The organism is Sulfurospirillum sp., from assembly GCF_036802865.1.
Lineage (GTDB): Bacteria > Campylobacterota > Campylobacteria > Campylobacterales > Sulfurospirillaceae > Sulfurospirillum.
Genome location: NZ_DAIRVK010000004.1, coordinates 71,121 through 85,234, shown reverse-complemented (window position 1 = coordinate 85,234; position 14,114 = coordinate 71,121). Strand labels below are relative to the sequence as shown.

At 38.5% G+C, this 14,114-nt stretch carries 16 protein-coding genes; 4 read left to right on the top strand and 12 right to left on the bottom strand.

Annotated features, from left to right (window positions below):
• Positions 1–7: 7 nt before the first annotated feature.
• Positions 8–1,291, top strand: a complete 1,284-nt coding sequence (locus V7Q04_RS09630; RefSeq protein ID WP_333804824.1) for an aminotransferase class V-fold PLP-dependent enzyme — start codon at positions 8–10, stop codon at positions 1,289–1,291.
• An 89-nt stretch (positions 1,292–1,380) separates the two neighbouring features.
• On the top strand, positions 1,381–2,400 hold the full coding sequence (gene mnmA, locus V7Q04_RS09625) for a tRNA 2-thiouridine(34) synthase MnmA (RefSeq protein ID WP_333804822.1): 1,020 nt from the start codon (positions 1,381–1,383) through the stop codon (positions 2,398–2,400).
• A gap of 22 nt (positions 2,401–2,422) precedes the next feature.
• Here the strand turns inward: mnmA and V7Q04_RS09620 are convergent, their stop codons facing one another.
• The 12 genes from V7Q04_RS09620 to V7Q04_RS09565 all read right to left on the bottom strand — a co-directional run bounded on the left by V7Q04_RS09620 (position 2,423) and on the right by V7Q04_RS09565 (position 11,908).
• A complete protein-coding gene (locus V7Q04_RS09620; RefSeq protein WP_333804821.1) occupies positions 2,423–3,958 on the bottom strand; it encodes a hypothetical protein in 1,536 nt (511 codons plus the stop codon).
• A 141-nt stretch (positions 3,959–4,099) separates the two neighbouring features.
• A complete protein-coding gene (locus tag V7Q04_RS09615) occupies positions 4,100–4,864 on the bottom strand; it encodes a sulfite exporter TauE/SafE family protein (RefSeq protein WP_333804820.1) in 765 nt (254 codons plus the stop codon).
• A gap of 15 nt (positions 4,865–4,879) precedes the next feature.
• Positions 4,880–5,323, bottom strand: coding sequence for a C-GCAxxG-C-C family protein (locus tag V7Q04_RS09610; protein WP_333804819.1), 444 nt, complete (start codon positions 5,321–5,323; stop codon positions 4,880–4,882).
• A gap of 9 nt (positions 5,324–5,332) precedes the next feature.
• Entirely contained in the window at positions 5,333–5,563 is a 231-nt protein-coding gene (locus V7Q04_RS09605) for a thioredoxin family protein (RefSeq protein WP_333804818.1), read from the bottom strand.
• Complete coding sequence (locus tag V7Q04_RS09600; RefSeq protein ID WP_333804817.1) at positions 5,560–6,006, bottom strand: rhodanese-like domain-containing protein; 447 nt, start codon at positions 6,004–6,006, stop codon at positions 5,560–5,562. The genes V7Q04_RS09605 and V7Q04_RS09600 overlap by 4 nt, the downstream gene beginning before the upstream one ends.
• Positions 6,007–6,015: 9 nt before the next feature.
• Positions 6,016–7,449 (bottom strand): sensor domain-containing diguanylate cyclase, encoded by a 1,434-nt coding sequence (locus tag V7Q04_RS09595; protein WP_333804815.1) that lies wholly within the window; start codon positions 7,447–7,449, stop codon positions 6,016–6,018.
• Between the two features lie 62 nt (positions 7,450–7,511).
• Positions 7,512–8,471, bottom strand: a complete 960-nt coding sequence (locus V7Q04_RS09590) for a permease (protein ID WP_333804814.1) — start codon at positions 8,469–8,471, stop codon at positions 7,512–7,514.
• Between the two features lie 22 nt (positions 8,472–8,493).
• Positions 8,494–8,931, bottom strand: coding sequence for a thioredoxin family protein (locus V7Q04_RS09585; protein ID WP_333804813.1), 438 nt, complete (start codon positions 8,929–8,931; stop codon positions 8,494–8,496).
• A gap of 8 nt (positions 8,932–8,939) precedes the next feature.
• Positions 8,940–9,647, bottom strand: coding sequence for a cytochrome c biogenesis CcdA family protein (locus V7Q04_RS09580; RefSeq protein ID WP_333804812.1), 708 nt, complete (start codon positions 9,645–9,647; stop codon positions 8,940–8,942).
• Positions 9,644–10,042, bottom strand: a complete 399-nt coding sequence (locus V7Q04_RS09575) for an arsenate reductase ArsC (RefSeq protein WP_333804811.1) — start codon at positions 10,040–10,042, stop codon at positions 9,644–9,646. The genes V7Q04_RS09580 and V7Q04_RS09575 overlap by 4 nt, the downstream gene beginning before the upstream one ends.
• 115 nt (positions 10,043–10,157) lie before the next feature.
• Positions 10,158–11,165, bottom strand: a complete 1,008-nt coding sequence (locus tag V7Q04_RS09570; protein ID WP_333804810.1) for a rod shape-determining protein — start codon at positions 11,163–11,165, stop codon at positions 10,158–10,160.
• Complete coding sequence (locus tag V7Q04_RS09565) at positions 11,165–11,908, bottom strand: TerC family protein (protein WP_333804808.1); 744 nt, start codon at positions 11,906–11,908, stop codon at positions 11,165–11,167. Before V7Q04_RS09565 ends, V7Q04_RS09570 begins: the two co-directional genes overlap by 1 nt.
• A gap of 135 nt (positions 11,909–12,043) precedes the next feature.
• Here V7Q04_RS09565 and V7Q04_RS09560 point away from each other — a divergent pair, with 135 nt between their 5' ends.
• Together V7Q04_RS09560 and gdhA are read left to right on the top strand one after the other, a co-directional pair.
• Positions 12,044–12,715, top strand: a complete 672-nt coding sequence (locus V7Q04_RS09560; protein WP_333804806.1) for an MqnA/MqnD/SBP family protein — start codon at positions 12,044–12,046, stop codon at positions 12,713–12,715.
• 21 nt (positions 12,716–12,736) lie between these two features.
• Positions 12,737–14,098, top strand: coding sequence for an NADP-specific glutamate dehydrogenase (gene gdhA, locus V7Q04_RS09555; RefSeq protein WP_333804805.1), 1,362 nt, complete (start codon positions 12,737–12,739; stop codon positions 14,096–14,098).
• Positions 14,099–14,114: the final 16 nt, after the last annotated feature.

Sequence of the window (14,114 nt, the reverse complement as noted above, 5' to 3'; positions counted from 1 at the left end):
GGATTTTATGGGATTTACAACCAAAGCATTGCATACACAACCTTTAGCAAAAGATGCCCATGGCGCGATGCGCTTCCCCATCTACCAAAGTTCTGCTTTTGAATTTGAAAAAGCAGAAGATTTAGAAGCGGTGTTTAAAGGCTTCAAATACGGTCATGTCTATACTCGCTCAACCAACCCAACGATTGAAGAGTTTGAACACAAAATCAGAACCGTCAGTGGAGCACTGGGTGTTCTAGCCACCGCAACAGGTATGGCTGCCATTTCCAATATGCTGTTTGCTCTGCTGAAAAGTGGCGATAATATCATTACAACAAAGTACCTCTTTGGCAATACCCTCTCACTTTTCCAAACGCTTCTGAGTGATTTTGATGTCGAGGTGCGTTATGTTGATTTGAACAATTTGGAGGAAATAAAAGCCAATATTGACGCTAAAACACGCCTTCTTTTTTGTGAAAGTATCAGCAATCCTCATCTTATCGTGCCTGATTTTGAGTCTATAAAAAGCCTTCTTCAAGAGAACAATGTTCCTCTCATCGTCGATACCACGGCAACCCCTTGGAATCTGTTTGATGCGAAAAAACACGGCGTGGATGTAGAGATCGTCTCCGCTACAAAATATATCTCAGGCGGTGGACACGTTCTCGGTGGACTGATCGTCGATAATGGTACCTATAACTGGGGCAACCATGCAACGCTTGCCCCTTATTACAAAAAATTTGGTCCCAATGCGCTCATCTTACGCCTTCGCAAAGAGACCTACCGAAACCTTGGTGCAACACTCTCGCCTCAAAGCGCATACTTGCTATCCTTAGGTCTTGAGACGATGGATTTGCGTGTCAAACGAAGCTGTGACAATGCCCTAGCCGTGGCAAAGCATCTTCAAACCAAACCTGAAATTACCAACGTTTCATATCCCTTTTTAGAAGACTCTACTTCGTATGAAAATGCAAAAAAACACTTTAGTGCAGGTGGTGGCATTGTAAGCTTTAGCTTTAGCGATAAAGCCAGTGCTTACGCCTTTTTAAATCGCCTAAACATCATCAAACGAGGCACCAACGTCCAAGACAATAAATCGCTTATCATCGCAACCTATCATACGATTTATGCAGAGTACTCTAACGAGCAAAAAGCCAGTTTTGGACTGAGCGAGGGCATGATACGCCTTTCTGTAGGCATCGAGGATTTAGAAGACTTGATCGCCGACATTGACCAAGCGCTTGTTAAAGAAGAGCAAACTGTCGTAAGTAATGAAGCAGCTTCAGATAAACCACATCTGCTCGATTTTTAACATATAGGTGCCCTATTTTAGGGCTAACACGAAACGTAAAGACTTTTACTCTTTAGACGTCGAAATTGTAAATAAAAGAGAATACATCTATGAAAATTGCACTATTAATGAGCGGAGGGATTGATTCTAGTTACTCCGCTTATCTGCTTAAACAAGAAGGTCATGAGGTTGTAGGCATTTATCTTAAACTCCATGACGATGAGAAAAAACATACGATCAACATCGCCAATATTGAAAAAGTTAGCAAATATTTGGAGATTGAAACACATATTATTGATGCCAAAACACTTTTTAAAGAGCATGTGTATGACTACTTTGTTCGCTCCTACGAGCAAGGACTCACACCTAATCCGTGTGCATATTGTAATCCACGTATGAAATTTGGCTTTGCCTTTGAAAAAGCCATGGAAATGGGTTGTGAAAAAATTGCCACAGGTCACTATGCACGTGTGAAAAATGGTCACATTCAAGAAGCTTATGATATGAGTAAAGATCAAAGCTACTTCCTTTTTGGGCTCAAAAAAGAGGTGATTGAGAAGATTCTTTTCCCACTCGGTGGCATGAAAAAAGAAGATATTAAACCCATTGCTTTGGAAAAATTACCTTGGCTTGGCACACTGGAAACCTACAAAGAGTCACAAGAGATCTGCTTTGTCACCGATACGTACATTGAGATCTTGAAAAAACATCACAATGTCGATCAAAAAGGTGTCGTCAAAGATGTAAATGGTAATGTCATCGGTGAACACAAAGGCTATATGCATTACACCATCGGAAAGCGAAAAGGTTTAACCATCAATGGCGCACATGACCCGCATTTTGTTGTAGGCATTGACGCAAAAACCAACACCGTTGTCGCAGGCACTAAAGAAGAGCTTTTGCAAAAACGCGTTGTAGCACAAAATTTTTCATTGCCAGAAGATTTTAAAGAGGGAACCTATGGTGTAAAAGTACGCTATCGAAGTCCACAAAGCAAAGCGCATGTCAAAATAGAGGGCGATAAAATTATCGCCGAACTTGAAGACGGTGTTTACGGTCTTGCAAGCGGTCAAGCACTTGTGGTCTATCAAGATGATTTAGTCTTAGGTGGCGGTTGGATCGAAGCGTAAAAGAGCGGCAATGCCGCTCTTTTTATTTATCATTCTTAGACTGATTATTGTCACATTTTATTTGGCACAAAACAGCTGAAGGCGCATTTGGCTTTGATACTTTAGGTGGACAATCTGCCCAAGTTGCATTATAATCTTGCACCGTTGCTTTTTGTCGGCTCATAATATATAAGGATGAGATTTGATATGGCTCACTTTTTGTGTCATTGGTGTCATTTCTCTCTTTTATATCTTTTAATTCTAACGTAGTACCTCTATCTCGCACCCAAAATATTCTCGTCAAACAGCCTTTTACATTCTCTATAAAAGGGTTATTATTTTTAATAAACTCCTTTTTAAATGTCACTTTTTCGTAGCTATCACATCCAATATCTGTTGCCCAAGTTCCATTAACATCAAATGATAGTTTGCTTTCAGCAAGCACAAACTCTTTTTTGATACGATATACAGTAGGTTGAAATTGTTTTTTTGTAGTGTTGTTTTCCTGACGCTCTTTTGTATACCTGGCATGTTCTTCTAAATCTTCTAAAATATATTCATCCCCTATACTACTGCGAATAAAAAAATGACCTTCCTTACAGTTATATAGGTTGCTTTTACCAAAAGGATTGTCTTTTTGAATAAAATCTTCCTTGAATTGTAATGTCGCGTTATAATGCCCGAGATTGAGAAGCTCAAAAGGTTTGGTTACAAAAAAGACATCTATACGTTGGTAGACCCAAACCATAGATATAATGAAGAATAAAAGAATAATACTAACAATAGGAAATAACCGATAAAATTGTTCATCTCGCTGTGTATTATCATTCAAATCTTTTACTGTTTCTGACGTTGATAATAATATATTCCTTTTTTTCTTTATTTTTTCTAGTATAGTTTTTAATATCATATGATTTAACAAGGCCGTAAAAACAATAAAAAATATGCTATAAGTCATTCGTTCATTGTATTCTTTGAAATTAATGAAAGACTCCAATGAGTAGAAAAAAATAGATAATAAATAAATAAAAGTAATTATAAAAAACGATACTGGATCTTGTTTATCTTGTTTATCTTGTTTATCTTGTTTATCTTTGAATAATTTAATGTATAGTAATACGAAGAATAACAACGATAAACCAAAAAATAGAAACGAGATGTAATCATCAATCTGATATAATTTTAGTAAAAAAATCAACCCAATATTTACAATAGCAACAAGCCAAAAGAATAGGCTTGTAACTTTTATATTTATACGTAAATTTACTTCTTTTTCTAAGTATCTTACATAGCTTTTATCTTCCAACCATAGAGCAGGCATAAATGCAACCACAAATACAACTGCTATCATAATGCCAATACCTGCTATCATAATAAGAAAAATTGTAATATCTCCAATATTTCCTATAGATGGCATAGCCCCAACATAAAAAGAATAAAAGAAAAAAGCTATTGTTGAGCCAACTGCTAAGCCCACTTTAAAAATAAATTCTAACCAAGCTACAAAGCTCTTTTTCCAGTCTTTAAAGCCATTACTTTCCGTGATTTTTTCAGTGTTTGGTTCAGTAGCTTCGCTCAATTTTCATCCTTATTTCTTCAACAAACGAGATATTATAAATATGACACTTTAGCATATATTTGATTGGCTGACAAAGAAAGTTGGTTCTTGGTAGAGCGTGTAAAAAAGGATAAAGAGCTTTTTGTAGCTTTGTTTGTAAAGCTACAAAATCCCTAAAATCAATAAAAACGCCACACTTCCTAGCATCCACGCGACCACAAAACGAATAAACTCAATACTTACTTTTTTGAGGTAGTGTTTTCCAAGAAATGTTCCTATAAACGCACTTCCTATCGCCACTGCGATCATCTGCCACTGAGCAAGCGCGCTTTGCCAATGGGTAGCATACAGACTTAACCTTGAGAGATCAACAACAACGGCAATGCTCACGCCTGTGGCTAAAAACACCTCTTTTGAGAGAGCATTTTGAGTTAAAAAAAGACTGCGAAATGCTCCTTGATGACCACTCAGTCCTCCAAAAAAGCCACTCAGCATTCCCCCTAACCACAGCTTTTTAAAGGCATTTGGAATATGCAGTGTTGGACTCGATTCTAAAACTAAAAACAGGGCTATCACCAAGCCAATGATGAGTTTAAGCGGTGTCACATGGAGTGTAAAACCAAACAATGTGTACACAAACTCCCATTTCCACTCACTTAAAAACTCTAAACACCCTGCTCCTAAAAGCGCAAAGATGACCGCAGGAAAGCCAAAACGAAGCAAAATGGAGAGATTACTGTAACGGGCAAGAAGCGCAAATTTGAGAAGATTATTGGAAAAATGAACAATCGCCGTTATCGCAATAGCGATAGGAAGAGGGAAGAAAAGCGCAATGATGGGCATCAGCAGTGTACCCAAACCAAAACCCGAAAAAAACGTAAGCAACGAAGCACCCAGTGCCACACCTGCAATCAAAACAAGTTCCATCACAACCCTTTATAATTAAGAGCCTAAAAGTGCCTCTACCTCTTTAACCGCAAATACCACGTAACCGTCACACTTACAAGCTTTACACTTACCCTCTTTAAATTTGACACCTGCATCAGGGGAACTCAGTGAAAAGCCTAAAAGTGAAGCACATTCACAGGTACCAAATTCTTTTTCAAAATGCTCTTTGAAGATGTTTACATTTTTATAAAGCCCATCTAAAGGCGTTTCTGCTTTGATGCGTCCTTGAAGAAGTGAAAGTGCCATAACACCACCGCTGTATGCCCCACACAATCCACCTTCACTGCGAGCCAAGCCACTTCCAAAAGCTGAGGCAATCGCAGGAATAAAAGGCGAATCTATGCCGTGTTGCTCTGCAATCGTTTTTAAAACCGCTTCACTGCAGACATAGCCATTTGAAAAATACTCCAACGCTTTTTGCTCTACGGATTCACTCATTTTAATTCCTTACCCCAATAGTACAACAATTTCATCAACACTCAAAAGCTTTCCACTGCTTAGAACTTTTCCATCAACGATCAACGCAGGCGTAGAAGTAACTCCATATTCCATAATTTTCATAATATCTTCGACCTTTTCTATCTGTGCAAAAATACCTTTTTGGGCAACAGCCTCTTTTACATGCAACACAAGTGATTGGCACTTCGCACATCCTGTTCCTAAAATCTCTATTTTCATTTTTTATACTCCTCCAAAAACTCTTTTGCATTTTCACCACGTAAAAAATCAGCCGTTTTCAACAATCCATCGTTCAGATACTTTGCGTTATAACCATTTTGCACTAAAAAAAGACGTGCAATATTTGACCTGTCATTATGCGGACATGCCGTAATAATGAGCTTATCTTTTGGGAGTTCATTGAGACGTTTGGGTAGCTCATTTAGTGGGATATTTTTTGCAAAATTCATATGCCATACCTCAAACTCTTCTTTGAAACGAACATCTACCAAAATAGCTTTGCCCTCTTCTACCAGAGCAAGCATATCGGGTGTTTTGATCTTCATAGTTTCACGCTCTTTATAATCAAAATGCAAAAGGTACTCTTCAAAGCTCACTTTTTTAAGTTCTCCTGCCTGCATTAATCCAAAAAGGACGAACAGACTCACAATTATTTTTTTCATTTTTGATCCTTAAGCAACAACCACTTGATCTTTTCCTGCTTCTTTTGCCGCATAAAGAGCCGTGTCAACCTTATGAACCAGCCCATCTTGACTTTCCAAGCTGGTCAGTTCTCCAACACCAATGCTGACCGTAAGGGAGCGTTGTAAAAGTTCTTTTAATACAACATCTTCCTTCATGCTATCACAAATTTTTTGGGCAATTTCCCTAGCTTTTTCAGGATTGACGTCAACGAGTAAAACGGCAAATTCTTCACCACCCCATCGAGCCACCAAATCAGAACTGCGAAGATCTGCTTTTAAAATTTCAGCAGCCCGTATAAGTGCTTGATCCCCCACAAGATGACCAAAATCATCATTAACGCTTTTAAAATCATCAATATCAATTAACAGAAGTGTCAGTTTATGAACTCTTTTTAGGTAAAGTTTATAGAGTTTTTCAAAGTGTTCATTAAATTTTCTTCGGTTTGCAAGCCCTGTCAATGAATCCTCACTGGCAAGTTGTACAAGCTGTTTTTGGTAAATATTGATCGTGTAAATAATGATGAGTGTGACCAAAAGCGTGACTAAAAGTGAGATGGCGAGGTTCATGTAAAACGTCTTTTGAAGCTCATTCAAATACTCTTTTTTATTGATCTCCACAAAAAGATGGAGTTTTAATTTTTCAATGTATTTTGTATTAAGAAGGTATTCACCGTCTTTGTCTTTATACTCAAATTGGGTCTGTTTATCGCTAAAAATAGCCTCTTGAATCTTGTTTAGCCCTTCGATATGAGCGATATTCCCCCGTTTATTGAGGCCTTTGGAAAAGAGGGTCAACTCCCCTTTTTGATCAATAAAATAAACATCGTATTTGTAACGCGTTTTAAAAGAGGTGAGCATCTCTTCGATATTTAAAAGTCTTACGCCCACACCCGTGACACCTATCGTTTCATTGCGATAATCCATCACTTTATAGTTAATAAACATCACCAAAAAATCGCCTAAATTGGCATTATGATCTAAATTAATTTCATAGGGTTCGTTCTGCTCTTTAAAACGAAAGTACCATGCATCAGCACTATTTTCTTTGTTAATAGTATCAATAAGACCTCTTGGATGATAGTAGCTTTTCGTTTTATCTGAAACTAAAAATGTCGTAAAAATATCGTATTTTTGCTGTATTTCAGTGAGATACCGCACAATACCATTCATATCTGTTTCACCCTCTAAAATCCAATCACGTAAAAACGTATCATTTGACATCAAGGATGAAACCAAAAGCGGTTCAATCATACGCTGTTGAATTTCGGTATAGATATTATCTACTGAAAGGGGTAACGAAGTGTTTTGCAGTTGCGCTTGTGTATCATGCACATTTTTCATGTAGTTAATGATAGAACCTGTAATAGAGACAAACAAGAGTAGTCCCGCTATGATGAGTACAACTTTGGTTTTTAATCGCATAGGTATCTCCTTAGATAGGCGATTATAACACAAAACATACTAACAAAGTGTTACAAATATCGTCACAACAGTGCATTAAAAAGATACCCAACGCCCATGATACCAAGTGCTACAATGCCAAAAAAAATCGTAATAAGCTTGACATGTAAAATACGTTTTAAAATAAGCGCCTCAGGCAACGACAGTGCTGTAATTGCCATCATAAGGCTCAGCGCCGTACCAAGAAGCATACCTTTGGAAGTGAGTACTTCAATGAGAGGCATAACACTCGCAGCACTAGCATACATCGGTACGCCCATTAATACAGCTAATGGCACACTGTACCATCGGTTTTCCCCTGTATATGCCACGATCAATTCAGTAGGAATGTAGCCGTGTATCCATGCGCCCACGCCAACACCAAGCAAAACGTATAGATAAATTTTTTCAAAAATATCAGCCGTATTTTGCCACGCTTCACGAAGACGATTTTGCCATGAAAGCTCAATTTGTACACTCTCCAACGCTCCGTCCATCGGAATAACAGGAATCAAAACATAGTGTTCTAATTTCAATTTTCCAATCACATAACCACCCACGATAGCAACCAAAAGTCCAAATCCAATGTATAAAGCAGTGATCTTCCATCCAAAAAGCCCAAATAAAAGCGCAATCGCTACTTCATTATTCATAGGAGATGAGATAAGAAAACTAAAGGTAATACCCATCGGTATGCGCGCTTGCATAAAGCCCAAAAATAGGGGAATGGCAGAACAGCTACAAAAAGGTGTAATAATGCCAAAAAGTGCCGCTAGAATGTTTCCTGTGAAAGTATTTTGACGCTGTAAATACGCTCTAATTTTTTGGGTATTGAAGTAGGTGCGTAAAAATGAAATAAGAAAAATAATTCCAACTAAAAGAATGTAAATTTTTACCGTATCAAAGATAAAAAAGTGCAACGCTTGTGTACTTTGAGCTGTTGGATCAAGCCCCAAAAGTCCATAAACAAGGTTATTAACTATTTTTTCCCAAAAATCAAACATCTTTAAATTCCTTCCAATGTCTTTATATAATTTTTTGCTCTTGCAGCTTTGCGATTAATTGCTCATACGTGACCAAACCCATATGTCTATCAACCTCTTCGCCTTTACTATTCAGATAAATTTGCGTAGGGATTATCTGAATTTTATAGATGTTAGCAGTGGGCATATCATTGTAAACTTCTACAAAATAGATCGCACTTTGAGGGTATTCTTGCTTCACACGATAGAGTAATTTCCCCATCTCAACACACGAAGCACAACTGGTTGAACCAAACTCAACAAGCATAGGTTTTTTGCCAATTTCTGAGCTAATCTGTGCATAAGGAGTTGCGTCCAAACTATTGGCAATCTTTTTGCTCTGACTTAATGGGGAAGGAATTGGTTTTTTATCATCTACTTTTGCTTCACCACAACCGACTAAAAGAAGCGTTAAGAGAGCTAAAACAATCTTTTTTTTCATGATTTTTCCTAAAATGTAAGATACGTTTGATAGAGAAAATAAAAGCCAATTCCCACCAAAACCGAAACAAAAAAGCCATTAACAAAACGGCTAAATACACTTATTTTTTTACTTGAAACCACACTTTGCGTAAACCCAATCGAAGTCCCAGCAACCAAAAGAAGCATGCCATGCCCTAATGCAAATGCCAAAACAAGGGCATACGAATAAACCCAACCACTTGTACTTGCGATGGTGATAATAGCAACCAAAGGAGCTGAAGCACATGGTGTGCTCACCAGTCCAAAAATAAGCCCGATGATTAAAGCTCCAAAAAGTTTGAGTCTTAAAAATTTTAGTGCCACTTTGTCTTTATTGAACCCTTGAATCAAACCAAGCGCATAAGCCACCACAGAAAAGGTTGCGAGCGATGCTAGCAAATACGCCCAAAAGGGAGCAACTGAGAGCATCATTCCCATTTTGGAAACCAAAAGCATCAGAAGTGAAAAGCTGATGACCAAACCCAAAACAAATAAAAGTGAATACTGATAGATAAAGACTTTTTTCTGTTTTGGACTTAAATCACCTGACAAACCAAGCGCACTGCCAGCAAGCAAGGGAAGTGTGATGATGGAACAAGGAGCGAGAGAAGTCAAAAGACCAATGCCAAAGGAAGCCACAATCGCCCACGCCCCAAACTGCGAGATCATCGCTATAAGCACCTGTTCCAAATTCATGAAAGTTTTTCTTCGATAATCGGTAAAAGTTCCGCTTCAATCGCTTGGTAGGTTAGAATAAACGCCCCATAATCTTTGCCATCAGGATCGGAAAATCCGACATGGATTTTAGGAATGGGCTTAGGAAACATCGGGCACGTTTCGTTGGCATGATCGCACACGGTTACCACTAAGTCAAAGTCATCATTGATCACTTCATCCAGTGTTTTAGAACGATATGAATCCTTCCAAATACCCTCTTCTTCTAAGACTCTTTTAGCATATGCATTTACTTTACCACTTGCACGCACACCTGCACTCTGCGCCTCTATACCTTCTAATTTGGCATTCACAAGTGCTTCCGCGATGATGCTTCGACAACTGTTTCCTGTGCATAAAATCAGTACTTTTTTCATAAATAACCTTTTCCATGGAAGTAATGATGAAATGGTAGCATAAAACTATCATTATATCAAGATATATTGATATGTATTCTCTGGACATAATTTATAAAGTGTCGAGGCTTGCTTTTTAAGCCCCGAAAAGTGGCCTGTATCGCGCTTCTTCCAAAGCGTAACCTGCGCCCAAGATGATATTCTGCAATGGATTTTCAACAAGATTCACTTCAATCTCTAACTTTTGAGAAAGATAACGATCAAGCCCTTGTAACATTGATGAGCCACCGGTGAGCAAAATGCCTTGGTCGTAAATATCTTGTGCAAAGGATGGTGGGAGTTCAGAGAGCATACTGTGTGTGAGGGAAACCATTTTGTCCGCTAATGGCAAAATAGCGCGGTGCACATCGCAAGAACTTGCTAAAAAACTTTCTGGAAGACGGGAAATAAGATTTTTGACATTAATCTTCATCATTTTTTCTTCTATCTCAAAAAGATTCCCAAGCTCTTTTTTCAAAATTTCAGCATCATTTTGAGAAATCAGGATACGTTTATGCGCTTTAAAATACTCAATTATGGCTTCATCAATATCATTACCTGCAATACGTAGCGTTTTAGACATCACAATCCCATTGCATGAAAGCAGTGAAATATCGCTCACACCAGCACCAATATCTAAGACCAAAACACCTTTGGGTCGCTCGATTGATTGAGCAGAGCCTAGTGCTGCGGAAAAAGGGTCTTTGATAAGCATGACTTCACGCGCACCCCCATCTTTGCAGGCTTCCATGACCGCATTACGCTCCATCATATTCAGATCACTCGGGACGCTTACCACAATAGTCGGTTTAAAAAATCGGCTCTGTGTAATACGTGCTATCACCTCTTTGATATAAGCTTTTGCCACTGTCAAATTAGCAATCGCTCCTTTAGAGAGTGGATGCATCACTTCGATATGTTTTGGATTTTTACCCCACATACGCTTCGATGAGGCTCCACAATCAAAAAAAGAACTTCGCTTGCTATCAAACGCAATGGAAGTTGGTTCGTCTAAAATGATGCCACGACTTGGCTGATACACCAATGTATTATTTGTTCCAAGGTCAATCGCAAAAGCTTGAGAAGATCGAAAAGCAGAAAACATTACGCCTCTTTTTTAAGAACAGATTTTTTAGCTTTTTTCTTGCGACTGTAAATATTAATAGATTCTACAGCAAGAGAAAATGCCATTGCAAAATAGACATACGCCTTAGAGATATGAAAATCTAACCCCTCAGCAATCAACGTAACTCCAACTAAAATCAAAAAGGAAAGTGCCAAAATTTTTATAGTCGGATTTGCATCAATAAAATTGGAAATACTTTTTGAAGCAAACATCATGACACCTACAGCAATCACAACGGCTAAAATCATAACGATAATGTCATTTGCCATACCCACAGCGGTAATAACAGAATCAAGCGAAAAAACAATATCTAAAATTGCGATTTGAATAAGTGTGTTGAAAAAACCGCGTGATCCCTTTTTAAGTTCATGCTCTTCTTCTCCAGCCTCTTCAATATCTTGATGAATTTCAGTCGTTGACTTAGCAAGTAAAAAAAGACCTCCTACAATCAAAATAAGATCACGTCCTGAAATTTCTTGGGCAAAAATCGTGAAAAGAGGTGTTGTAAGCTTCATAATCCAAAAGAGTGACAATAAAAGTAAAATGCGTGTAATCATCGCGAGAGCAAGACCGAAAATTCTACCTTTATCTCTTTGATGTGCAGGTAAACGACCTACTAAAATAGCAATAAAAATAATATTATCAATGCCGAGTACGATTTCTAAAGCGGTCAATGTCAATAATGCCATAAGCGCTTCAAGGGTAAATAATGATTCTAACATACGCTTTACATCCTCAATTCTTTTGATTTTATTGTACCAATTTTTGGGTATAACTCTTCTTAGTAACTCTTCTTAGTAAATCATCTTGTTAAGCTATCTAAGTTATAATACTTTTTCCCAAAACAAGGAGTCTGTATGGTTTTTGGTAAGATAGATTATATCAATCTTCTTCCCTTTCATGTTTTCTTGAAACGCTCTTCCCTTCCCAACGCTTTCAAACGTTCATGTGAGCATCAGAAGTCCGTTCCGTCCAATATAAATCGCAAATTTAGAAAACGTGTTGTGGATGCCGCATTTATTTCCAGTATCGAAAGTAAACGCAAATCAATCACGCCATTGCCTATTGGTATTGTGGCGCAAAAAAATGTTAAAAGTGTCATCATTAAAGAAGGTGACGCCAAAAGAGACCCTGCGTCTGCAACGTCCAATATGCTAGCACGTGTCCTTGGGCTTGAAGGCGAAGTTTTTATTGGAGATCGGGCGTTAAAGCTCTATTTAGAAGCCCCTGAGAACTACGTTGATTTGGCAAAAACATGGCATGAAAAATACCATCTTCCTTTCGTATTCGCACGTTTTTGTGTAAACGAACGCCAAGGCTTTTACAAAAAACTCTCTCAAAAATTTGTTCAACAACCTATCAAAATTCCCAATTATATTTTGAAAAAATACTCCCAAGAGCGAGGAATTTTAGCTGATGATATTAAAGAATATCTCAAACTTATCAGCTATACTATTGGCAAGAAAGAGCAAAAAGCACTTTTCATCTTTTTAAAAAAAGCAAAACGCCTCCAGAAGCCTTCATCGTAAAATCCTTACAGGAGTTGCCTTATGTCAGTTAAGAGCGATATCGATAGAATTCTGAAATCCACGATTCAAAGCACCCCCGGTCAAACCGAATTTTACCAAGCAGTAGAAGAGGTCTTGACCACCCTTGAACCCCTTCTTCAATCCGAGCCTAAGTACGATCAATACAATATATTAGAACGTATTGTTATCCCTGAGCGTCAAATTCTCTTTCGTGTTGTTTGGATGGATGACCAAGGTAAAATTCAAACCAACATTGGCTACCGTGTACAGTTTAACTCAGCTATTGGTCCCTATAAAGGTGGCCTTCGCTTTCATCCGAGTGTCAATCTAGGCATCATCAAGTTCTTAGGCTTTGAGCAGATTTTCAAAAACTCACTCACAGGTTTGGCCATTGGTGGAGCAAAAGGCGGGAGCAACTTTGATCCAAAAGGTAAAAGTGAGGGTGAAATCATGCGCTTTTGCCAATCTTTCATGGTCGAACTCTCCAAACATATCGGAGAAACCAAAGATATTCCTGCCGGTGACATTGGTGTCGGTGGGCGTGAAATTGGCTATATGTTTGGCGAATACAAACGCCTTACAGGTCACTTTGAGGGAGTGCTTACGGGTAAAGGACTCAACTGGGGCGGATCACTCGCACGCACTGAAGCTACAGGGTACGGTTCTGTCTATTTTGCAGAAAACATTCTTAACAAAGCGGGAGACTCACTCAAAGGTAAAACCTGCACCGTTTCAGGTGCTGGAAATGTAGCCCTTTACACTATTCAAAAGCTCTATGAGCTAGGGGCAACTCCTGTTACATGCAGTGACTCAAAAGGGATGATTTACGATAAAAATGGCATCCATTTTCACTCTTTAAAAACCATTAAAGAGATTGAGCGCAAAGACTTAAGCGAATACACCAAAGTCCATCCAACGGCTACATATATTCCCGTAAGTGACTATCCTATGGGGACAAATGGTGTTTGGGGAATTCCTTGTTTTGCAGCCTTTCCAAGCGCTACTCAAAATGAGCTTAACCTCACTGACATTCAAATACTTTACAAAAATGGCTGTCGATTGGTCAATGAGGGGGCTAATATGCCAAGCACCCCAGGAGCCATTGACTTTATGCTTGCTCACAAAATGTTTTACGGCCCAGCCAAGGCTGCAAATGCGGGTGGTGTTGCAACAAGCCAATTAGAGATGAGCCAAAATGCCAGTATGCAAAAATGGAGCTTTGCTGAAGTTGATAGCAAGTTATTTGCCATTATGAAGTCTATTTTTGAGCTCGCCTACAACACATCCAAAGAGTTTAACAACGAAGGAAACTTGATGTTAGGGGCAAATATTGCAGGATTTAGAAAAGTAGCCGACTCGATGATCGACCAAGGAGCAGTATAAGAAGAGGAAACCCTCT

Coding starts and splice junctions, on each gene's coding strand:
- V7Q04_RS09590 (WP_333804814.1), bottom strand. CDS start 8,471: ATGTTTGATTTTTGGGAAAAAATAGTTAATAACCTTGTTTATGGACTT.
- V7Q04_RS09565 (WP_333804808.1), bottom strand. CDS start 11,908: ATGTTAGAATCATTATTTACCCTTGAAGCGCTTATGGCATTATTGACA.
- V7Q04_RS09630 (WP_333804824.1), top strand. CDS start 8: ATGGGATTTACAACCAAAGCATTGCATACACAACCTTTAGCAAAAGAT.
- V7Q04_RS09605 (WP_333804818.1), bottom strand. CDS start 5,563: ATGAAAATAGAGATTTTAGGAACAGGATGTGCGAAGTGCCAATCACTT.
- V7Q04_RS09575 (WP_333804811.1), bottom strand. CDS start 10,042: ATGAAAAAAGTACTGATTTTATGCACAGGAAACAGTTGTCGAAGCATC.
- V7Q04_RS09560 (WP_333804806.1), top strand. CDS start 12,044: ATGGTTTTTGGTAAGATAGATTATATCAATCTTCTTCCCTTTCATGTT.
- V7Q04_RS09600 (WP_333804817.1), bottom strand. CDS start 6,006: ATGAAAAAAATAATTGTGAGTCTGTTCGTCCTTTTTGGATTAATGCAG.
- mnmA (WP_333804822.1), top strand. CDS start 1,381: ATGAAAATTGCACTATTAATGAGCGGAGGGATTGATTCTAGTTACTCC.
- V7Q04_RS09595 (WP_333804815.1), bottom strand. CDS start 7,449: ATGCGATTAAAAACCAAAGTTGTACTCATCATAGCGGGACTACTCTTG.
- V7Q04_RS09580 (WP_333804812.1), bottom strand. CDS start 9,647: ATGAATTTGGAACAGGTGCTTATAGCGATGATCTCGCAGTTTGGGGCG.
- V7Q04_RS09585 (WP_333804813.1), bottom strand. CDS start 8,931: ATGAAAAAAAAGATTGTTTTAGCTCTCTTAACGCTTCTTTTAGTCGGT.
- V7Q04_RS09610 (WP_333804819.1), bottom strand. CDS start 5,323: ATGAGTGAATCCGTAGAGCAAAAAGCGTTGGAGTATTTTTCAAATGGC.
- gdhA (WP_333804805.1), top strand. CDS start 12,737: ATGTCAGTTAAGAGCGATATCGATAGAATTCTGAAATCCACGATTCAA.
- V7Q04_RS09615 (WP_333804820.1), bottom strand. CDS start 4,864: ATGGAACTTGTTTTGATTGCAGGTGTGGCACTGGGTGCTTCGTTGCTT.
- V7Q04_RS09570 (WP_333804810.1), bottom strand. CDS start 11,165: ATGTTTTCTGCTTTTCGATCTTCTCAAGCTTTTGCGATTGACCTTGGA.